At 39.7% G+C, this 20,960-nt stretch carries 20 protein-coding genes and 1 riboswitch; of the genes, 5 read left to right on the top strand and 15 right to left on the bottom strand.

The genetic code is table 11. The annotated features are described in order from the left end of the window. Window positions 1-15: 15 nt before the first annotated feature. The 3 genes from GE073_RS05340 to GE073_RS05330 are packed head-to-tail and all read right to left on the bottom strand — an operon-like array spanning window position 16 to window position 3,256. On the bottom strand, window positions 16-1,797 hold the full coding sequence (locus GE073_RS05340) for a TniQ family protein (protein WP_153782957.1): 1,782 nt from the start codon (window positions 1,795-1,797) through the stop codon (window positions 16-18). Window positions 1,798-1,836: 39 nt separating this feature from the next. Then, the gene (locus GE073_RS05335; protein ID WP_153782956.1) at window positions 1,837-2,829 is read right to left on the bottom strand and encodes a DGQHR domain-containing protein; all 993 of its coding nucleotides are present in this window, start codon (window positions 2,827-2,829) and stop codon (window positions 1,837-1,839) included. Between the two features lie 40 nt (window positions 2,830-2,869). Beyond that, on the bottom strand, window positions 2,870-3,256 hold the full coding sequence (locus GE073_RS05330) for a hypothetical protein (RefSeq protein WP_153782955.1): 387 nt from the start codon (window positions 3,254-3,256) through the stop codon (window positions 2,870-2,872). Between the two features lie 125 nt (window positions 3,257-3,381). Here GE073_RS05330 and GE073_RS05325 point away from each other — a divergent pair, with 125 nt between their 5' ends. Next, window positions 3,382-3,708, top strand: coding sequence for a helix-turn-helix transcriptional regulator (locus GE073_RS05325; RefSeq protein ID WP_153782954.1), 327 nt, complete (start codon window positions 3,382-3,384; stop codon window positions 3,706-3,708). A 41-nt stretch (window positions 3,709-3,749) separates the two neighbouring features. On the opposite strand, the gene GE073_RS05320 is transcribed toward GE073_RS05325, so the two are convergent. From GE073_RS05320 to GE073_RS05310, 3 genes are read right to left on the bottom strand one after another with little or no spacing between them, the layout of a single operon-like run. Further along, window positions 3,750-4,673, bottom strand: coding sequence for a TniB family NTP-binding protein (locus tag GE073_RS05320; RefSeq protein WP_194843282.1), 924 nt, complete (start codon window positions 4,671-4,673; stop codon window positions 3,750-3,752). 1 nt (window position 4,674) lies between these two features. Next, window positions 4,675-6,771, bottom strand: a complete 2,097-nt coding sequence (locus tag GE073_RS05315; protein ID WP_153782952.1) for a Mu transposase C-terminal domain-containing protein — start codon at window positions 6,769-6,771, stop codon at window positions 4,675-4,677. After that, complete coding sequence (locus GE073_RS05310; protein ID WP_153782951.1) at window positions 6,768-7,529, bottom strand: TnsA endonuclease N-terminal domain-containing protein; 762 nt, start codon at window positions 7,527-7,529, stop codon at window positions 6,768-6,770. Before GE073_RS05310 ends, GE073_RS05315 begins: the two co-directional genes overlap by 4 nt. 311 nt (window positions 7,530-7,840) lie before the next feature. On the opposite strand from GE073_RS05310, the gene GE073_RS05305 reads away from it, so the two are divergent. Together GE073_RS05305 and GE073_RS05300 are read left to right on the top strand one after the other, a co-directional pair. Then, complete coding sequence (locus GE073_RS05305; protein ID WP_228551812.1) at window positions 7,841-8,332, top strand: helix-turn-helix domain-containing protein; 492 nt, start codon at window positions 7,841-7,843, stop codon at window positions 8,330-8,332. Between the two features lie 137 nt (window positions 8,333-8,469). Beyond that, window positions 8,470-10,218 carry an SIR2 family protein gene (locus GE073_RS05300; RefSeq protein WP_153782949.1) on the top strand — a complete coding sequence of 583 codons (1,749 nt, stop codon included), beginning with the start codon at window positions 8,470-8,472 and terminating at the stop codon, window positions 10,216-10,218. A gap of 229 nt (window positions 10,219-10,447) precedes the next feature. On the opposite strand, the gene GE073_RS05295 is transcribed toward GE073_RS05300, so the two are convergent. Beyond that, window positions 10,448-10,828 carry a hypothetical protein gene (locus GE073_RS05295; protein ID WP_153782948.1) on the bottom strand — a complete coding sequence of 127 codons (381 nt, stop codon included), beginning with the start codon at window positions 10,826-10,828 and terminating at the stop codon, window positions 10,448-10,450. Between the two features lie 293 nt (window positions 10,829-11,121). Here GE073_RS05295 and GE073_RS05290 point away from each other — a divergent pair, with 293 nt between their 5' ends. Then, on the top strand, window positions 11,122-11,601 hold the full coding sequence (locus GE073_RS05290) for a PCYCGC motif-containing (lipo)protein (RefSeq protein ID WP_153782947.1): 480 nt from the start codon (window positions 11,122-11,124) through the stop codon (window positions 11,599-11,601). 74 nt (window positions 11,602-11,675) lie between these two features. On the opposite strand, the gene GE073_RS05285 is transcribed toward GE073_RS05290, so the two are convergent. The 7 genes from GE073_RS05285 to GE073_RS05255 form a co-directional block, all read right to left on the bottom strand. After that, window positions 11,676-12,785, bottom strand: a complete 1,110-nt coding sequence (locus GE073_RS05285) for a copper resistance D family protein (protein ID WP_153782946.1) — start codon at window positions 12,783-12,785, stop codon at window positions 11,676-11,678. Beyond that, window positions 12,785-13,465: a copper resistance CopC family protein gene (locus GE073_RS05280; RefSeq protein WP_153782945.1), complete on the bottom strand. Its 681-nt coding sequence runs from the start codon at window positions 13,463-13,465 to the stop codon at window positions 12,785-12,787. Before GE073_RS05280 ends, GE073_RS05285 begins: the two co-directional genes overlap by 1 nt. 204 nt (window positions 13,466-13,669) lie before the next feature. After that, window positions 13,670-14,044, bottom strand: a complete 375-nt coding sequence (locus GE073_RS05275) for an ArsR/SmtB family transcription factor (protein WP_153782944.1) — start codon at window positions 14,042-14,044, stop codon at window positions 13,670-13,672. Between the two features lie 61 nt (window positions 14,045-14,105). Next, window positions 14,106-15,203, bottom strand: coding sequence for a copper resistance D family protein (locus GE073_RS05270; protein ID WP_153782943.1), 1,098 nt, complete (start codon window positions 15,201-15,203; stop codon window positions 14,106-14,108). Between the two features lie 163 nt (window positions 15,204-15,366). Further along, entirely contained in the window at window positions 15,367-15,846 is a 480-nt protein-coding gene (gene lspA / locus GE073_RS05265; RefSeq protein ID WP_228551286.1) for a signal peptidase II, read from the bottom strand. 20 nt (window positions 15,847-15,866) lie between these two features. After that, the gene (locus GE073_RS05260; RefSeq protein ID WP_153782941.1) at window positions 15,867-17,972 is read right to left on the bottom strand and encodes a DUF5693 family protein; all 2,106 of its coding nucleotides are present in this window, start codon (window positions 17,970-17,972) and stop codon (window positions 15,867-15,869) included. Window positions 17,973-18,473: 501 nt separating this feature from the next. Then, entirely contained in the window at window positions 18,474-19,178 is a 705-nt protein-coding gene (locus tag GE073_RS05255) for a response regulator transcription factor (RefSeq protein ID WP_153782940.1), read from the bottom strand. A 129-nt stretch (window positions 19,179-19,307) separates the two neighbouring features. Between GE073_RS05255 and GE073_RS05250 the strand changes: the two genes are divergently transcribed. Beyond that, window positions 19,308-20,219 carry a cation diffusion facilitator family transporter gene (locus GE073_RS05250; RefSeq protein ID WP_153782939.1) on the top strand — a complete coding sequence of 304 codons (912 nt, stop codon included), beginning with the start codon at window positions 19,308-19,310 and terminating at the stop codon, window positions 20,217-20,219. 53 nt (window positions 20,220-20,272) lie between these two features. On the opposite strand, the gene GE073_RS05245 is transcribed toward GE073_RS05250, so the two are convergent. Next, window positions 20,273-20,680: a C40 family peptidase gene (locus GE073_RS05245; protein WP_153784671.1), complete on the bottom strand. Its 408-nt coding sequence runs from the start codon at window positions 20,678-20,680 to the stop codon at window positions 20,273-20,275. 36 nt (window positions 20,681-20,716) lie between these two features. Next, window positions 20,717-20,853: riboswitch (cyclic di-AMP (ydaO/yuaA leader) on the bottom strand. Window positions 20,854-20,960 lie beyond the last annotated feature (107 nt).

The following is a 20,960-nucleotide window of genomic DNA, read 5'->3' as shown; positions in this document are numbered from 1 at the left end:
CGACATACTCTCTTTTTAGAGAGAGTATGTCGCAGTTTTCGATAAAGACTCATTCCTTTTAATACGTATGTAATTGTTAATTTCAGGAGCATAGTTACAAAGATAGTTTTGACTAAGCTTTAACCGAAGATATAGTTCTTCGATAGAAATCGATGGGTCAATAACTTTATCAAAAAAGTCATCGATTTTTCTTTTAAAGGTTTTAATTTTGTCTTGATGCATCTGCATTTTTTGTTCGTGCTTCATTTTATTGATGTATACCTGCAATCCCCGATTAGATATCGTATTGGATGAAACCCCTACAGCTTTTGATACTGCTTCATTAGTTATCTTTTGTTTGGCTGATACCAGTTGCTCGCAAACAAGCATTACCTTCTGCATAAGTTCGTCATTATCAATTCTGGCCGGCTGCTTAATTGGTTGATTATATGCTGCTGTCATTACTAGAGGGTGATATCTATATATCAGAAACTGTTCTCCGCTGTCCCAAGAAGACCAACTTTGAATTTCAGTCAGTTTCACTCCATCATTTAGCGACTGAGTTATCCTCATTAAGAGTTGATCATTATAGTTATACTTACTCTCTGTCAGCAATCCTTGCCCTTTGAAATACGCAATGATTCTTCTATTCTTCGCAAGTGATAAACCGGTATAATGAGAGACTTGCCTCCACGTGAAATCTGTTTTATATACATCCTTCAACGACTCATATCCTTTAATAAAATTAGATCGTTCAAACAAAGATCCGTTGCTTAATGCATATGCACAACCGCAACGCGGACAGTACATATACATAGTAAACTTGCTTACTTCTTGTTTTTTTGACCTTGTCCCTGTTTTATTCAGAAGACCAGTCTTGCTATAATTAATGCACCAAGGTGCCTGACAAGCAAAGTCTTCACTTTGAGGCTTGCTCTTTTTGTTATAGATCTCAGCTACAAAATCTTCTGGAACCTTCAAACACAATAAATCTTTATAAGTAATTTTAGCTGAATATAAAATGTTAGCTAGAACGGATAAATGTAGCGATCTTTTGCTGGCCATGGAATCACGTGCATACTGCAGCATGTAGTTCGTATTCACCATTAATTTTTCTTGATTGATTGGTTGCTGAGGCAGGTAATCACTAAGATATAGAATTTTGAGACTTAGTTCACGACTTTCAATTCTTTGACTATAGGGCATCAAGAGTTCGTTAATAATTTCTTCCTTTACACGTTGTTCTTCAAGATGACTGCTGCAATCATAAATAGATTCAGAAACTTGTTTGGCAATCTTCTTGAAACAATAGGGGCAGTATCCGATTTTATTAATATCAGTATATTTGATCTTCTTCTTACAAGTCGCGCACTCCCTGAGAAGCCTATTACTGTGCTTTAAGCAGAAATCAAATCCCTCTAATCTCCACTTCAGCTTATAGTATGTTCTCTCTTTCAAACATTCCGGGCAAAATACTAGTTCTCTTCTAATTAACCCCTTCATCACGCGGCTATCTTCAGGCTTACTACTATCACATAATTTTTTTATGATATTTAGAAAAGTATAATTGACCATTGTATCAGGTCTTAAAGATAACTTTTCTTCGAGCGGCGCTAGATCAAGTATGTTATACGGGACGAAGTCCAATCGAGCCAAGTCGGATAACTTAATATTATCGGAATTACTGCTTCTGTGGCTATTCATAAACCAAACTGTATCGACTCCATTATTACTGGCAGCACGTAATATATAACTGCTTAAGGCTTCATCCGGATAAGGGACCACTTTTACAGAAAAAAACCTAGGTTGTTCTTCCATTACAATCCCCCATACCGGCACATTATGTCATTCCGAAAACTATGCCAACATCTGTTCAATAATTTCGTTTGCCAACGTTTTGGACCCTGAGATGCCTTTAATATATTTCAACGGCCCGTCCACGGACCAATCAATACTTTTCAATTTACTTACTCGTTTTGGTATTAGCTTGTAATCCACTTTTGAGTTCTCGTTAATACTTCTAGCAATCAATTCAGATCCTGCGATTGACAGAGCATCTAAGCATACGATATGAGTCACACGATGACCTTTATAATCGATCCACTGATGGTAAAACTTTTCCTTTATTGAGTTAAAATACAAAAGTGCCAAATGGAGCTTGACTTCTTTTGATAAAGGGGAGATTATAGGATTCCTCGTAAAGTAATTCATCGTACGATACAGGTTTTGAAGTGTAATGTGTCTACCTTTGTTACGTTTACCAATAATACTCCCAATGTGATAAAAAGGACTGTCTGCCCTTGTCAAAAGTTCAGTGGCCATCCAACTAATGTCATCGGATTCTCGAGTGAGAAATTTACTTAGGGATGGCCCAATACCTTTCGCCTTAGTATTAATGGTATTGAACAGCTGGATCTCTTCATCTTCGTCTAAGCAATGAAAGGCAACAAAGGGAACATTAAGATCTGAATTGGTTTCTTGAATATAACGCTTAATTCCACCTAGTCGGTGTTGTCCATCCATAAGCGATGCTTTCGCCTTACAGATGATCCTTCCAAAGGACGGTCGTTGCTTATCATAAGGCATAAACTCCCAATTAGAGGCTGCATTAAGCAATAAAGGTGTAAACAAGGCATCGTCACCTTTCGAGAGATAAAAGGCGAATTCATTGCATCTTTTTATATCCACTGGTCGCTGATAACCCTTACCAGAAGGATCATCATACGCTTTCACATAAGTTACGGATAGCGCATTGTGAGCTGAGAAAAAACTTTGGTAAGCCACTTTCCCCCTCATTTTACACAGTAAGACATTTTCAATAACTACTTGTTGAGCCAGGCTGGAATTCATGTTGTAATCATGCTCCTTGTTGTTTTATCTAGTTCACAGCTTACTGCTCATTTAGATGTTGAAGATACGGCATTAAGTCTATGCTCTCCTCTTCACCCGATAATTTGAATTTATATGCTCTAGATTCATCGACCTTTATATCTTCTGTGAACATCAAACCGACAGCTCTATATGTCATCCCCTTTTGGATGACCAAATTCGGTAATTTATAGTCCAACAAAATGTCATAAATTTCCTCACTAGATGCACTGAACAACTGAGTTATGCCGTTAACATCCTCCATGCGCAATAACTCACAATGATTTTCATTAGTTATCAGAATAAAATGCTGATCATGGAAAAGGATATATCTTTGTATCCTAAAAACTTGGCGGCAGCTATGTGCATCCATTAATACAAGGATATTTACCTTATTCTGAATGTTCATAAATGGCTACCCCTTTACACAGTAAAAGCATTTTCGGTATTTATTATACCCATAAAAGAGGTACTTTGTATACCCTTCTTGTTTTATTTTATATTGGCTATTATTGGGCAAAGAGGTGAAATGAAATGGATTTTAACGAGACAGGGAAAAGGATCCAAGACCTTCGGAAATTACGTTTCCATAACCGCGCTTCTTTTGCCAAGGCTCTTCAAACATCTGATGAGAATATAAAAAGAATTGAAAGTGGTAAAGGTCTACCTAGCATTGATTTACTAATAAAAATATCGACTTTACTTGAGGCTAGTACAGATTATATTCTGTTCGGGAATCTAATGGATGCAACCGACGAAACCAGCACATCTCTAATTCGTTTACAGCAACAATTAAGTCCCGCAGGCAAAAAAGCCCTACATAATATTGCACATGAAATATACAACCTGGAAAAAGGATAAAAAAATCGCCCAAAAGCAGGCGATTCTTTTGATTAACTATTTTATTGTTTTAATATCTTTTTAATGTCCTCTTTTGTAATATCGCCAACTACATTTCTTCTTGCTTGTATTAATACATTCCCATCCAACTTTTTTAATATATTAAAGTCATTAAAATCCTGATCAAACACACCGATAATCTCGAAGGCATTTTGTAGAATGGGTACAAGCCAGCCAACAAAACCCATTGACAGTTTGTGCAAAATTTGTGGATATTTTTTATTCACATCTGATAGTCCGATTCTTTTCTTTAATCCTAAATTCTGCTCGATGTCATCAAGCAGATTAATAAAATATTCGTCGCATTTTTCAAATCTAGGTATAGTATTTGGGGCATAGCGTCCGATATGTTGTTCGTTCAACGTTCTTAACGCCTCAATTTCTGGTGTTCCAACACAGACGAGACATACACCTGCTTGATTGGCTACACCTTTTATCAATTCCATTGCTTGTTTTCGAGTTAATAGATTATGTGGAATAAGGTAATCAAGTTCGTCAATTATTAACATTTCAGTTCTATGCTTTTGTAACAGCGAAAATGCTCTATCCTTTATGAGTCCTACTTCAACTCTTCCATATAATTTGACTGCTCCAATTCCATGAATAATATTGTTATATAACTCTTTCGGGGTGAACTTATCAGGCAGTTCTGCATAAACAACCGGTATAATATCTACCTTTGAACCCTCTTCATCTATATAAAATCCTCTATCTTGCTTTTTTGTATACCTCTTAACAGCCTGTGTTTTGCCTACTCGAGATTTCCCCATAAGGAACAAATGCATAGGAGCGTTCTGATTTTGGATTCCTCTTCTTCTGAACATTCTTCGCGAGTCCAGTAAACTCCAGATTCTCTTTACCTCCGGGTGTTCTATGTAGAGATTGATAACCCGATCCTGAAAATCGGTGAACTCACTTCTATCCAATTTAGGATTCCCCCTCTTCCATTTGCTTATTAACATTTTGATTCAAGCTATCTACCAGTAGCAACAGCTCCTCATCTTCGTCTAACGTGAATGCTACCGACTTACCAACCCTTTGCTTCTTTTTCATTTCCTCTAGTCCTAAGTTAAGAGCTCTAATTTTACCTTTGTTAGTTTTCTTCATTTGCTCCGCTCTCTGAAGAAGCACATCTTTCGCATCAAGCAAATCACTTTCTGCAGGTATATTCCCGGATAGCTTTGTCTTTTTACGTATTATGGCCCTTAATAGCTTATAGGTTTTTCTTTTCATCCCCACTAGGTTCTTATATGAGGGATTAACAGCCAATATTTTTTTATATTCCCTGGTATCAGGTTCTAAAAGATAAATATACGAAATATCATCTATGTCATATTTTATTTTGTATTTAGAACCGTCGTTTCGAATGAAGCGCTTGGATTGAATGTCATTATAATACACATTATCTAAACGTATCCCTTGCCTTTTAAAGGAAAGCTCCTTTGCTGGCAATAACTCAATATGGAAGACCTCTTCGTCCTCATCATCAATAAAATCATTTTGTCCACCCATATCTAAGCCTCTTTGATATTGTTCGTATGGAGTACTAAATTCAAATGGTAGTGAAGAGTGAGTTTGATGGTGATAAATATCGGTGATATAGCGTGTCAAAAGTTCTGTTACATCAGCAAGGGTATAGATTGCTTCCTTTTCCGATTGATATTCACCTTTGGCTTCCACACTACCCAAGGTCGTTCCAGCAAGTCTATGTATCAACTTCGTATTTATTGTTCCAAATAATCTTTCGATTGTCCCACCCCATCGTGGATTTGCGACTGGCCGAAACATAACTTGCGATCCAAGCGTCTCATCGATCAAGTGTTTAATCTGATTATTATCGAACTCTTTACCATTATCAAAATAGATGATGTCAGGAATCCCATACACTTCCCACTCATGTGTAGTTCCATATTTCTCCTTTACCCTCTTTTTCAATACCCCTTGTTCGATTGCTTTTCTAACCTTATCACCAGACGGCGGATCAAATGAAATATGCATACACCATACACAGCGGCTAAACACATCAATTCCAAGCGTTATCCACGGATTTCCTAAAACTTCCATGGTATTCTCATCCAGAAGCTTAATGTCTAGTTCAGTATGATCGATCTCAACGATATGCAACGAAGACATAGCCTCATTATTCGAAAAGCTACCTATAATCGGATCATAAATTTGGGCAGCCTCGGTCCCATTGCGTAACCGCAAGACGACCTCTTCCGGCAGCCTCTTTATGATTGCGTAAACTGTATCATAACCTAATACAGGTAGTTTCTGACGATGACATTTTACCTCTACAATTTCAACTATTTCGCTTATTCTCGCTTGCTTTTTTGTAAGATACTCCTTTTCAATAACTTCTTTCAATATTTTGCAATAATCATCGCTTAAATAGGTCCTAAAAGTGCAAAGAACCATATCCTTTTTCTTTGGATGGCATATGGTAACTAACCTGGAATCTTTCCTATTATGTGGGTACTTAACTTTTTCAGAAATGAGTCCTGCCTTTCCTGAATTATACTGGCGCTCTTCTTTTCGATAATTACTTAGATCTCTTTCAATGGTTCGAGTAGAAACACCATACTTTTTATGAATTCGATAAACCAACCCCTTTTGAGTCAACTTATCCAAACTAAGGTTATCTTCACTCAAGTATGTCTGATAATAACGATCCATAAATAATGAAATCGCTTTAGGGTCCTTATTTTTAACCTTATCAAGTAGAAGAAGAGGTTTGATAATTTCATATTTGCGTTCTATTTTTTCACGCTTATCTTTAGGCAAAGAATCTATAAAGCCTAGAAACTGAGCTTTAGATAGAATTTTGTTATCAGTTTGTGATACTATCTTTCGATTGAACTGGAATCCCTTATTCGTAATCAAATTATAGTAGTTAACCTCTTCAGCGATTAAGTCTCCTGTCATTGGTTGAATGACAGCATTGGGGTGTTCGATACTTATTACTGTATATTTCTTACCATGTAGCTGAAACTCATCATTTTCCCTTAAAGCCACACTTCTCATTCGGGACTCCCTTCTTCAGTAGACATCTGCGTTTCTAAGTGAAGGAATGTGCTTCCGACAACAATCTCACTGCTTTTATTAATCGGTCTAAATAAGTCCACCCTAATTTGGTCCGTAGCGATTAAATAATAAATATGCGGAATGATATATTTACGCTCGTACAGACTGTCAAAACTCCTGGCCAACTGATCTATTGTGCATTTCTCAAACAATCGCAGCTTGTAAACTAAATGAGGGATTACTTCCGCACAGTATTTTCTTTTCTTTGTATAGCGTGCTAGGTTTTTAATGTTATCTATCACAATTGGGTCTGTTGATCTTGGATAGATGACAGAATAGTCCCATTTTTGCTCCTGCGCATACTTTTCACATGCTCGATTATGTCTTTGAAAGGGAATATAATTCTTATCAAGAACTGTCGGTTCCTTCGCTTTTATCTGGTAGAGGGTAGGTACTTTACCTTCCCGGAACACTAGGACATCCGGAACATGGTAATACGCTTTTAGTTCCCCATCTTCCATTACGAATACCGGTACTTCCACGGGCTGTACATAATACCGAATAGTTCTTGGATCCAATTCCAAGAAATAATAAAACAGGCACTCTGTAAGTGATTCATACTCCACTTGTTTATTCATCTTTTGACTTCTTATCGAACCAATATTGAACTGAATAAACCTACTAATCGTATTATCAACTTTACGTTTAGGATAAAATTTTTGATCAATCTCGTCCCAATCTGTATTTGTCCAGTCCATCTCAAGCCCCTTTTTAATTATCCGTTAGCCGATACTGGATATAATAATACGGATTAATTAAAATCTCAATAGAAATGAGCAAGAGGAGACAACTCCTCTTGTTCAAAAATAGAAGCTTGAATTTTAACTACTTTGTTCAATAAAAAACATGAAATTTCATGGTTTATTCATTATGAAATTTCATCAACAAGTATATAATAAACAATGACGGTTAATTTACGGTCTACTTGGTAGACTAGGCGATCATAGTAAACTCAAGGCATTCATAGTAAACTAAAGTCAAGGATGTACGGAGGTGATCTTAATTGAGCATGGGAATCGGCACCAAAATTAGACATCTTAGAAAAAAATTATCATTCAACCAATCCCAGTTCGCAGCTCTATTAGGCATATCTCAAGGAACACTTAGTGATATAGAGAATGAGAAATACACTCCGTCATTTGAAACTTTAGTTTCACTTAACCAGCAAATAGGTATTGATTTCAATTGGATGCTGGGCAATAACCCAAGTGAAGATATTACTGTTAAAGATTTAGATGGTTATGAAGATAGAATAACATCAAAGTTTTTAGAATTTCTGACTAATGAGGCACTGCACCTCTCCCATGAAACTGAACGCAGCGTTACCCCTAAAGAAATTTCGCTGATACTTAGAAGATACTTCAGTACATTATTCCCTACCGTTGAAGTAGATGCTGATGAGTTGATCTGGCTGACTAAATACCGTTCCTTAACACCTAAAGATAAAAAAGAGGTCGATGCAATTATCGACCTGAAATATACGATGAACTTTCAAGTCTAATTCCCCAAATCAATCGATTAGCTAACAAATCTTCAACCACCGGTCTGATTTATCAGGCCGGTTATTTTTATTTGATAAAATATGGTAGTCCCCATGATATTATAGGACCATAGCTATTAATTTAAGGAGGTCTTAAATTGATCGATCCAATGATCTCACTTGCATTTACACTTCATAGTAAAAAAGGTGCATACGCACTTATGCTCGGATCGGGTATTTCCCGTTCATCAGGAATACCTACAGGTTGGGAAATCACTTTACAACTTGCTACCCAAGCGGCAGCTTTAGATGGGGATGAAGCCAAAGATCCCGTTAACTGGTACAGAACCAAATTTGGCGGAGATCCGGACTATGGAGAACTGCTAAATATGTTATACAAAGCTCCTAGTGAACGCAGTCAATTTTTACGAGGCTACTTTGAACCCACACCAGTAGAGCTTGAGCGTAATTTAAAAACTCCAACCCCGGCCCACAGAGCAATTGCCAGGCTTGTTCAAAGCGGCGTATTTCGAGTTATTATAACAACCAATTTTGACCGGCTGCTTGAAAAAGCTCTTGATGAAATAGGAGTAACACCAACAGTAATTAGTAACTCAGATTCACTTCAAGGGGCAATGCCGTATGTCCATTCTACATGTACTATTATTAAGGTTCATGGAGACTATCTGGATACAAGAATTAAGAATACTGGGCCGGAACTAGAAACCTATGATGAAAGTATGAATATACTTTTAAATCGTATCTTTGATGAATTTGGAATTATTACTTGTGGCTGGTCTGCAGCGTGGGATACCGCACTTCGCGCAGTCTTTGAACGTTGCAACACTCATCGGTTTACCACGTTTTGGACCACTGTTGGGGAAATGAATGAGCAGACCCAGCGACTTATTAGTCTCCGAAGAGCTGAAGTTATTCGAATTAGTTCGGCTGACCACTTTTTTGGAACGTTAGAGGAGAAAATATCAGCCTTAGAAGACCTACAGCAGCCGCATCCTTTATCCGCCAAGGTTGCCGTAGCAAATTTAAAACGATACATAGCCGATGACCGTTTTAACATTAAGCTTCATGATCTAGTTTTAGAGGAAGCCTTACGAGCACATTCTCTTTCACAAGAAAGCAGCGGCTCGTTGAGGGAATCTTTCTCCAATGAAATATTAGCGAGAAGATTAGCTAAATATGAAACAGACAACTCAATTCTTATAGAACTAATGGCAACTGGGGCATATTGGGGAAAACCAAGTCATTCATCGATCTGGTCAAAAGCCTTCCAGATAATCAGTGATACTAAACAACACGATGGCTTAGTTATCTGGCTTAATTTGCAGCTATACCCCACATTATTGATCACTTACGCCTCAGGTATCGCTGCATTAGCCTCAAATAATCTAAGTCATCTAAAACATATTTTAATCGGTACCCCTATACCTTCGAACAGACGAAATGGAGATGAGTATCCTTTATGCCTAGTAGCCAGTTCTCCACGAATATTTGAACAGGAACTAGGAAAACACATTCCTGGGCTAGAGAGACGCCGCACTCCTGTAAGTGATCATCTTTTTAATGTTCTCAGAGAACCTCTCATGGGACTAATTCCGAGAGACTCAGAGTACCAAAAGCTGTTTGTTCGTTTTGAATATTATTTTGCCCTCATACATGCAGACTTGTTAGAAAGAGATCGTGGAGATGATCGTTTTTGGGGACCGATCGGGCAATTCGGGTGGAGGTATGAAATGGATGCTATTCAGATGGTTCTTAACCGTGAAATCGAACAATTAAATGATAAGCATCCGTTGCTTCTTGCAAATTTCTTTGATTCATCAATAGAAAGGTTACTTAAAGTAAAAAAAGGTATCGATAACATTGTAGGTAATTTGCACTGGCACTAATGGTAAATAAAAAAAGATCTTGCTAATTAACCTCAGGTACTTATCCTTAGATAGGCAGAATCCTTAAACAAGCTGCCCAATACATGACGTGAAGATGATGATCGCAGTGATGACTGTCATCGAGGTTGCTCTTAGAGTAAATGAACCTTAGATATCTGCTCGCCATAAAAGTAAGGGGCAGTGCCGCGGCACTGCCCCTTACTTTTATTTCCCGAATAATTGTCAGCTCTCAAGTTGGCTGATTGGAAGGCGCATACTTCTTAGAAAAATGATAACCTCCTCCAGCATAAAGATGTCCATACAACTCATAATCACCTTTTTGGAGTTCATTCGTTTCCGCGGCGTACACTCCATTCCCTTCATATTTGGCGCGTACCCATACCGGACCATCAGGCCGACGAATCTCAAACAAAAACCATGACTCCGAGCTTACTACAGCCTCGTTGAAGGATGCAGTTAGCTTTGTATTTTCACTTGAATCAATCTGATCTTCTGAAACTGATATCTTCATATTAATTAAGCCATCATTGTTACCTGATCCGCTCATACCACAACCCGTAAGAATCGAAAGAACAAGAATTAGCATCCACAAAACTGATATTCTTTTCACTTCTGCCTCCAAATGATTTTCATAGAATTATTAATAACATTTTATCATGTGTTCATATGTTATTTCGGAGCTAATTTTGTCGATCTTCATACATTTAGATACTTACCTCACGAGCTGATACAGACTGCATCTTCCGCCTTAATCCGTCCCTCAATCTCTTCATTTAATATTTGCATTCCAGCTCCTTAAACAGGAATCTTGTTTCGACCAAGCCCCCATTCACATGAGCAACCGTTCATATGTAATTTATTTTTATGGTATAATCTTTTCATGATTTAGGAAGGAGAACGATAATGAGGAAAAGACTGTTCGTATCTATAGCGGCTGTTATTTCTGCAACCATGATCGTAAGCGGCTGTGGGAAGAATTCAGAACATACGGAGCATGCCGCTAACGGCGATCTTAGAGAAACAACCACCTCCCTAGCTAAGCTACCCTCGTTTCTGGATCCATTATCACCATCAATTAAAACTGCTTATTCGGTGGCTGCAAGCGTCTCTGACGTATTGCCAAGCATTCCTTGCTATTGCGGTTGCGGCGAAAGCGCTGGGCATAAACACAACTTGAATTGCTTCATTTATGAAATTAAGCAGGACGGCAGAGTTGTTTGGGATGACCATGGTACAAGATGCGGAGTATGTATGGATACGGCTATGAAAACAGCCGCTATGAAGGAGGAAGGTAAAACCACCCTTCAAATCCGCAATGCCATCGATGAGATGTACAAAGAGGGCTATGCTGCCCCAACACCAACCCCCATGCCAGTAAGCTGAAATCCAGATACTGTAGAAGTCATCACCGACAACATAACAAAAGACACCTTGCTATTGAGGTGTCTTTTGTTTATTTACGTCACACTATGAACACTCAACATCGCAGCGAGGTATAGCGAAAGCGCAGAACAGAGCAACAGATTAAATGAAAACCAAAGCTCTCTTCGTTTAATCATTATGCCAATCCCTAGTGTGGCCATAACAATTGCTAGCAGACTAAAAACAATGCCAAGTGCGCTAAACTGGAATGTAATCTGTGCGTTTGCAGCTAGATCCTGCCCATTAAAGAAACTCCAAAGGTTTGAAACAGATACTTCACCATTCGCGAGTGTTTCGTTAAGGTCGTGAGGAGGAGCTTGTTGCGACAGATAAGCAGTTCCGAAAAAAACAGTTAACGCAAGCACAGACTCCATTCGAAGCCAAGTTAAAGGATTGAATCCAGGCTCCTTCATTAAACGCCGTCTTAGTCCAAAGCCATTCGTGATTGCTAGCGCAATAAGCGGTAAGAGTAAAGCATGCTTGATTAACAATGCCTGACCAAATGGAACGACAAGCCCTTCAACATAGTTATCCGACAGATACAACATCACCACTATGCCTGAGGCAACAGTCACCACAAAACATGTTACTGCGAGCGGGGACATCCATGCCAACCATCTTTTCCAATTGTCAGAGCCTCTTGTAAACCAAGAGACCGCCATCAAAATGCCTAGCCATAATGAAACTCCAAGCAGATGGATAGAATGCGTTGCAAAGCCTTTGTAGCCGTATAAACCTGCAGAGTGGCTTGCATATCCGACCCCCGCCAGCATGCCGATCGATAAAACCAACTGGATTACCGCGGCCAGTCTTTCATGTTTCGTTTCTATCCGCTGGTAGACCAATGAACCAAGAAGCAGTGCAAAGATTACGGTCATTATCCATCCATGGCCCACATTATAGTCCCTTAGAACCCGGTACGTAACAAATCCTACATCGTATTTCAGCTCGGTTACAAAATAAATAATAAGATTTACTACCGGGAAGGCCGAGAAAAAAACAACGGCGGCTATTAGCCAAGTTAACTGTTTTTTTGTGACCATTACCTTTGGTTTTCGATCTTCAGGGACTAAGTTTAGAAATAATAATCCAATTACCAAGGCGATACTGATATAGAGTAAAAAGTCGCCAAGTACATAAAACACTAGGCTCTCCTCCTCCTGCTAATCAGGAAGCCGATAAGGGCAACGACAACAAAAAGGCCTGCCCCCAAAGCAATATAGAGAATTGGATAGCTGGCGTTGCTCGTTTCCTGAGTTGCCTCACTCTCGCCAGCTTCAGCCGCGGCTTGATTCTCTTGTTCTATTGCGTTACTTGGAGCTGTGTTACCTGCTGTTTGGTTACCTGTATTCATGTTTCCTGTTGTTCCTGTTTCATTTGTTCCATTGGAAGCATTATTGTTTGCTGCCGGAGTATTCGCATCAGAATCGGTCTCGGGTTGTTCTGTAGCCGCCGGTTGCTCAGACACAGGAAGGTCAACAGCAAATGAATAGCTGCCTTTGATCGGATGACCGTCTACACCAACGATTTTCCAGTCAACGGTATACTTGCCTGTTGCCAGCGGTTGTTCAAGCTGACCTGACATCTCCTTTTCTTTCACCGAAATTGAATTGACTGAGATCTCTTCACCTTTATCATTCTTGAGCGTGAAGGTACTTAAATCTTCAATTGTAGTTTTGAACGTCATTTCAACGGTTGTAATCTCTTTCTGAACGGTTGCATCTTTATTGGGTGAGGCAGTATCAAGGCCAGTGTGTGCAAATGCGCTTATCGGCAACAGCAAAGTAAAGAACAATAGAACAAAACTCATCTTGATTGCTTTCATAACTAGCTATCACTCCTTTGTGTAAAAACAGTTTATCATATGTTCATATGTTGAGTATGCGAATTGTTTATGACATTTGCAAACCTCTAGAACTACAACGACTCGTTTCGCATATTATCCAGAGATGAATACAAAAAAGCCCCAAAATCGGGACTTTTTTTCGTACTCGGGTCTCCAACTTTACGTTTGGTTTCCATTTATATTTCAGCTATGACTTAAGTGCTCCATCGTCTGCAAGAAAATCTCCTTAACATGATCATCGTCTATAGAGTAGTAAACCGTTTTTCCTTCTTTCCGCCGCTTAACAATCCTCAAATTCCTCAAGAAACGAAGTTGGTGTGAAACAGCTGACTGCCCCATTCCCAACACTTCTGTTAAATCATGCACACAAAGCTCACATTGGATCAATGAGTGGATGATCTTCACCCTGGTAGGGTCGCCAAGTGCCTTGAATAGATCAGCCATATCACCTGCAGCAGGATCATCTATTAAATTTTGCTTAACCGAACTGACATTAATATTCGTCCCGTTACAGGAAGTGTCGCATGCTTCCGTTTCTTGTACTGTTTTCTCCGTCACTTTTCCACCAACCACAAATGTTTTTCGTAATTATAACACATTTGCAATTGATCATCACAGCTTATCGAAACGTGGTTGCACTCATAATTGCCAGATAAGCGCTTGAGACGAATAGTAAACCGAGCAACTGCGTCCAACGCCATCCACGTTTCTTCCAAGACATATAAAAGAGACTACCCATCAAAATAATCGAACTGATGCCTAAACCAAAGCTCAAACCGTTGAAGGAGAGCATCAAATCGATCTCTTCTGTTACGGGTTCACCGACGAAATAGTCAAACCACTGCGCAACGCCAGCCTCTCTAACCGTAAGGGATACATCATGCGGAGGAGACTGTTGTCCCATGAACCCCGTTATTGCGAAAACAAGAAGTATCGCTCCTCCCTCCATACGAAGGGAATATAAGGGATTCCAATCTGGATTTCGTTTCTGTTTGAAACGAAACATCACACCATTCATAAAGGCAAAAACAAGAAGCGGAATAATAGCCAAATGCTTTAATAGCAGCGCTTGTCCGTATGAGAGCACCCAACTATCTATATAGCTCGGTACAATAGCCTGCATCATTAGAAATCCAGATGCTGAAATCATTACGAGACATGCGACAGCAAGCGGCGTAAACCACCTCAGAAACACGAGCCAATGATTTAAATTAGTTGCAAAAAAACCTGTAACTAGGAGTGTTCCCGCCCACACGATAATCGATAAGAAATGTGCGAAGTGTCCTATAGCGCCTAACCAGCCATATAAAGAAGCAAGATGACTTGCCGAGCTTAATATCAAAGCCATTACAAATGTAAGCAAGCCGATAATGATGTACGATTGTCTCCGGTTTTCAAATGAGTTTTTGTATATAAACCAAAGAAGCAAAAAGGAGCTTGTCATGATCTTGAGATATGCCTTACCTTCTTCAAATGAAAAAAGGACATTTTTCAATGTAAGCCAAAAACCGATGTCTTCAGAGAAGAAAAAGACAATTCTTAAGACCGGCATTAAAGCCAATATAGGTATCGCAGCAATCGAGATGAAAATGACCCTGGTGGGAATGTTTATTGTTGGCCTATAGCATTGCGGTACTAAATTCATAATCGAATACCCTGCAATTAGAGAAAAGCAAAGATAAAGCAGAGCTTCGGATATCCAGGCTACTAAGGTCATTTTTCTGCCTCTTCGACTTTAGTATCCGGTTTTCTAATTGATTTACTAATACCGATTCCTAATATTCCTGCTGCACAAAGGACGACAAAGAAATACACGGCTAATTGAAACAAATAGAGCCCCTCCTTACACGATTAATCATTATTATACTATGATTTGTAGTTCAATTGGATGGTTTCATCCCGTCTATTTCCTTTTGGGCTCTGCTTTCTCTAAGATTCGAAATGATGATGCAGCCCACGCCAACTGTAACAAAGCAATCCGCTACGTTAAAGACCGGAAAATTAATCAAACGGAGATCAAACATATCGACAACTTCCGCTCTTAAAAGGCGGTCTATCAAATTACCTAATGCACCGCTGAGTATAAATGACAATCCTATTGCCATGCTCTTGTTGGACTGATGGATGCGTTTCAAATAATAAAGGACAAAGGCACTGACTACGGCAGCAATAACAATAAGCAATCCCCTTTGCTCCCAGAGAATACTGAAAGCTGCGCCGCGGTTACGAATCGAAGTTAAATGAAATATATCTGGCAGCAACGGGATCGTTCCTCCCACATCCATGCCCACCGTTATTAGCCATTTGCTGATTTGATCAATTGCGATAAGAATGACTGACAGAGCCAAGTAATAGAGCACAATTATTTTCCTCCAATACATTAGTTCATGTATTTCCCTACTCTCCCTATGAAACGCCGTTTTGCAGAATAACGACTCAATATCCTTTCCGACAATTGCCATAAGGCAATCAGAACGAGACCAATCAAGAATCCTATTCCAAGACCAAGGAACACACGAGTTAACGAAATCTTCAAAGGCGTATGAAGATGTGCAATCGTGTCGATCATCGACAACTGACCGATGGTACCCACTACCATAAAAATCCATCCGAAACGATAGCGAAGGCTGAGGAATAGACCAAGCAACAATAAGGGATGTGCCAATAAAAACTCTTTTGTTCTGGGCCGAACACCAAATTTTTCTTCCAGTGTAGTGCGAAACATAAGTTCAAACGACGACACTGTTCCAGCATTACCAGTGCGAGACAAATAGTATAAACCAGCTATACTCACTAGTACACCAACTACCACCCACAGAAAGGTGATCTTCATTGTCAGTAATCGGCGCAGGTTTTCACCAACGGACCTTTGCATATACAGAAGTGCATAGAGTGTAACCAGAGCTATTGGCACTAAATGCAGCATTCCAACTCCCCGGAATTGCTCCAGACGCAGATTATACGTTATATCACTCAGTATACCTATGATGAAAGGAAAACCAAGCATCGAAATCAGGGATAATATTATAAACAAGGACATGGCAATCAACAGACGATAGCCTGATGACCAGTTAACCTCGTTTTTTTGATTTGCACCACTCTTTTTGAAAGTAAGGTGCCCGTTACCGATTGAGCTTCCTCGCCCCCAGTAAGATCGAATACGTTTTAATGACCATATTAGAGCAAGCGTAGGCGCGCTAATTCCTGCTCCTAAAGCGAGTCCCAGGTCTAGCCATGTAGTGGAAATGAAATATAGTCCCACACTACCAATGAGACCTGCGAGAAAAGCAGGAAGATACATGTTTGAAACAAATGTACCGAGTAGAAGAGCCATCAGCGCGATAGCCCCAATGGAGACTAATATTTTTATCCATTTATACGATATAGGAGGATGAACAGAAAACATTTTAGCTTCACCTGGCGGAAATCCAAACATTCTTAATGTTTCAACCACACCGTTTTTGCCTACCAATGTCTTGTATACATTCTCCACTGAATCGGTAATAGAAGCTTTAGCAGTGTCTTTAATTGCCATCCCATTGATATAAAACATACGAATATTACGATCTTTTGCTGCAAGCAAAAAACGGTCGGTGATAGCTTCCGGTTTCATTCTCGCCGCATCTTTTTCGGATAATGACAATAAACGAACGACATTATAATTGGTTAAACGAGCAAGTGCATTAAATCCCAATTCCGGTTTGTTTAAATTTTCGATCGTTGCCAGTCCAATACCGTGTTTATTTAATAACGATGCAAAATTTTCAATACTCTTGTTTTTGTTTATGATATTATCCCCATAACCTTTAACAGCGTCACCTTCAAACAGTATCCGATTGACTCCTAGATTTTGAAACTTCGCCAGCATCCTCTCAGTCTCGACCGGATTGTAAGGTCTGTCGCGGTCAGATAGCCTCGGCATGATTTTAAACCCTTCATTGAGGAGTTGTTCAATTGCTATTGGATCGGGCTCCATTGTCTTAAGTGTGGCGTTTTCTATAGGGGTCTCCAACATAAGCCCTGTTTTCCCGCCATGCATCCAGGTACGAACAACTATACCCTCTTTATCGAATCTGTATTTAATCATGAACGTAAGTTGCCTGGCTTCTTCGGATCCCTCAAATAACAAATAAGTAAAATTTTGATTATGATTTGGGGGGTTACCCTTTAATTGATTCGCCTCTTGTTCTGTATACAGTACTAAACGTCCAGCTGTTGCTAGGTCCGATAATGTACTCTCTGAAACAACCATTGTTGTAATTCCAGCTCGTTTCAGCACAAGGAGTTGTGATTTTAAGTAATCGTCTTTTCTAGCTTGATAGGAACTAATTGTCACCAAATCACGATAATCAAACAGATATTCGATCTGTCTAGATGTACGCTCCATTTGCATCCGTGAAATACCAAACGGAATCGCAGCGACGACTCCTAATAAGGTTAGAATCCACAGCCATTTTTGAACATTCTGATTTCTGCCAGTTTGCACAGAAGTATCTCTCCTTACTTAACGTTCAATCATCCAGTAGAATAATTGTAACATATGAGAATGTATTCATACAAATGAGTAAAAATTGGCGATAAGCCCGATGGAGATGTGCAGAGGGTATCCCATTATTGTAGTGGCTACGGATGGAGCTAAGCTATGGTAAACGGTATCAATCGAGGAGTGGGTACCTGTTGTGTGGATGTGGGAGTAATTAGCGAAGCCAGAATTTCAACTGCTCTACAGAGCGATTGTCGCGCTGCACCAAGCCGGAATCTTCACCCCCTTTAGCGGTCAGCATCATCCCGTCCATCCCAACTCAAAAATAAGAAGAATACGTCTACCGTCATCAAATCTTATTACACGTTGCGTTTTTATGATCACTTATCCTTGTCCCCTTTGTCCATATACGAGATTACTGCCCACTTGCGGGTTTGATCTAGGATAATTGCCACAAAAGCAATCAAATAATAATAAATCACGCTTATCGCCCCTAAACGAGTGTTATTTCATGAACTTATAACCAACCCCCCAGACCGTTACGATCATTGCAGCCGCATCTGGCGAAAAATGATTTAACTTTTCTCGAATCCGTTTTACGTGTGTATCAACGGTCCGTACATCATATCTGTACTCATAATGCCAAACATCGGCAAGCAGTTCTTCGCGCGAAAATACTTTATCAGGTCTTCTTGATAAATAATGCAGCAAATCAAACTCTTTCGGTGTCAAGAGCACTTCTTGCCCGGCAGCCCTCACACGTCGTGCATCTCCCTCAATCACTAAGAACGGATAGACAACATTCTTTTCTAATTGTTTAACGGGAAACTCATGACCTGAAGATCGTTTCAGAACCGCTCTAACTCGATATATCACTTCACGCGGACTAAAGGGCTTTACAACATAATCATCCGCCCCGGCTTTAAATGCTTTTAATCGACTGTCCTCTTCCCCTTTAGCTGTCAACATAATGATCGGGGTATTCTTCATCCTTCGCAAATGGCTGCATACTTTAATTCCATCCATTCCAGGAATCATGACATCAAGTAAAATAATATCATACCTGTCCTCAGTGGCCATTTGGAGTGCAGTTTGGCCATCCACTGCTTCCCTTACGATGTATCCCTCCTTCTGAAGGTACATTCGGAGAACTCGTCTGATTCGTTCCTCATCGTCAACGACAAGAACTGTTAAGGATTGTCCGTACATGTTATGCCCCTTCCGACTTTCTAAGTAATAAATAATCATATATTCATATGATGGACAGTAATGCTGAATAGACCCAATTCTCGTTGGGTATATTATTTCTAAACATGCTATTGAGAGAGGTGGATACCTATGGGTCACTCCCATGATCATGCTGGACATGCTCACGGCCCAGCCAATTATAATAAAGCTTTTCTCATTGGTATTATATTGAACACTGCCTTTGTGATTACCGAAGCGACCTACGGTGTATTAAGCCATTCTCTTGCTTTAATCGCGGATGCCGGCCATAATCTAAGCGATGTCCTTGCCCTTGTTCTTTCTTGGATCGCAAGTTTGCTTGCCAAAAAAGAACCATCAAAACGTCGAACCTACGGTTATAGACGTTCTTCCATCCTAGCGGCCTTATTCAATGCGATTTTTTTATTAGTCGCTATTGGCGCAATTGCCTGGGAGGCTTTGCAACGCTTTGGTGATCCGGCGCCCGTAACTGGAAACACGGTTATCTGGGTTGCCACAGTAGGCATTATTATAAACACATTTACTGCACTCATGTTCCTTAGCGGCAGCAAGGGAGATATCAATATCCGCGGCGCATTCCTACATATGGCGGCTGATGCAGGTGTATCTCTAGGTGTCGTTATTGCCGGATTCGTTATATTGTGGACCAACTGGCTTTGGCTTGATCCGGTAATAAGCCTCGTCATTGTACTTGTTATATTCATAAGTACGTGGGGGTTATTAAAAGAATCGTTTAATCTGTCCTTAGATGCGGTGCCCAGTGGAATTAACTACTCACTCGTGAAGGAATATTTCGATAGGATTCCTTCCGTCATCAATACGCACGATCTTCACATTTGGGGAATAAGCACGACAGAAAATGCTTTAACAGTGCATCTGATCGTTTCAGATTCAATTAATCGGGATGAACTTATGAAGCGATGCTCAGCGGATTTACATGAAAAATTTAATATTGACCATGCCACGATTCAGTTGGAATCCAGCCTGTATGACTGCCCTCTAGCTCCAGATCACGTAATATAAGTAGAAATAAAAATGCAGTTCTTCGTTCGCGCCGAAGAACTGCATTTCTGCCATTATGTGGAGGAAATGACCCGGCGTGCGGTGACATAACGGGATTCATAATAGGAATCACTCATCTTGCTCACGATGACTCCTTTACTGCTGGATGAGTGAGCAAATTTCCCTCCGCCTAAATAAATACCAGCGTGAGAAATCCCCTTTCCACTCGTATTAAAAAACACAAGATCACCCTGTTTTAGGTCCTCTTTAGCAACCTCAACGCCTTCTTTAGCTTGCGTTTGAGAAGTTCGTGGCAGTTTAATCTCATACTGCTTGAATATATATATTATAAATCCCGAACAGTCAAAACCAGCTGAGCTCGTCCCTCCCCATTTATAAGGAACCCCAAGCACTTCATCAACTGCATCTTGCAAATCCCCTTCTGCAGCGAATGTTTGCTGCCCTCCAAAAATCAATGCCATACAAATTGCAATTACTGATAATGCCTTCTGCAATGCCCTTTCTCCCTTCGCAGCCTACCGAGTTAGCTTAAGGGTTCGGTTGAAGGTACCCTATAATTCCAAAGAATTAATTCACCCACATTATTAATGGTTCCCCGGCTTCTCAGATACTGAGAATTAAGCATTAATTATTCTACGATATGTAGTTTAATTCGATCTAATTCCCCCCTTTTCCTTTCTACTTATGATTAGAATCCTTTCATTTTCGTCAATCCAGATCAGAACCTGTCAGATTCTTGTC

The organism is Paenibacillus sp. B01, from assembly GCF_009649995.1.
GTDB classification, from domain to species: Bacteria; Bacillota; Bacilli; order Paenibacillales; family Paenibacillaceae; genus Paenibacillus_O; species Paenibacillus_O pasadenensis.
Note: the sequence above shows the minus strand (reverse complement) of the source record. Positions and strands in the feature narration are given on the sequence as shown.

Bases quoted from the DNA above. Each gene is read 5' to 3' on its own strand.
- GE073_RS05340 (WP_153782957.1), bottom strand. From the start codon at position 1,797: ATGGAAGAACAACCTAGGTTTTTTTCTGTAAAAGTGGTCCCTTATCCG.
- GE073_RS05335 (WP_153782956.1), bottom strand. From the start codon at position 2,829: ATGAATTCCAGCCTGGCTCAACAAGTAGTTATTGAAAATGTCTTACTG.
- GE073_RS05330 (WP_153782955.1), bottom strand. From the start codon at position 3,256: ATGAACATTCAGAATAAGGTAAATATCCTTGTATTAATGGATGCACAT.
- GE073_RS05325 (WP_153782954.1), top strand. From the start codon at position 3,382: ATGGATTTTAACGAGACAGGGAAAAGGATCCAAGACCTTCGGAAATTA.
- GE073_RS05315 (WP_153782952.1), bottom strand. From the start codon at position 6,771: ATGAGAAGTGTGGCTTTAAGGGAAAATGATGAGTTTCAGCTACATGGT.
- GE073_RS05310 (WP_153782951.1), bottom strand. From the start codon at position 7,529: ATGGACTGGACAAATACAGATTGGGACGAGATTGATCAAAAATTTTAT.
- GE073_RS05305 (WP_228551812.1), top strand. From the start codon at position 7,841: ATGGGAATCGGCACCAAAATTAGACATCTTAGAAAAAAATTATCATTC.
- GE073_RS05290 (WP_153782947.1), top strand. From the start codon at position 11,122: ATGAGGAAAAGACTGTTCGTATCTATAGCGGCTGTTATTTCTGCAACC.
- GE073_RS05280 (WP_153782945.1), bottom strand. From the start codon at position 13,465: ATGAAAGCAATCAAGATGAGTTTTGTTCTATTGTTCTTTACTTTGCTG.
- GE073_RS05270 (WP_153782943.1), bottom strand. From the start codon at position 15,203: ATGACCTTAGTAGCCTGGATATCCGAAGCTCTGCTTTATCTTTGCTTT.
- GE073_RS05255 (WP_153782940.1), bottom strand. From the start codon at position 19,178: ATGTACGGACAATCCTTAACAGTTCTTGTCGTTGACGATGAGGAACGA.
- GE073_RS05250 (WP_153782939.1), top strand. From the start codon at position 19,308: ATGGGTCACTCCCATGATCATGCTGGACATGCTCACGGCCCAGCCAAT.
- GE073_RS05245 (WP_153784671.1), bottom strand. From the start codon at position 20,680: ATGGCATTGATTTTTGGAGGGCAGCAAACATTCGCTGCAGAAGGGGAT.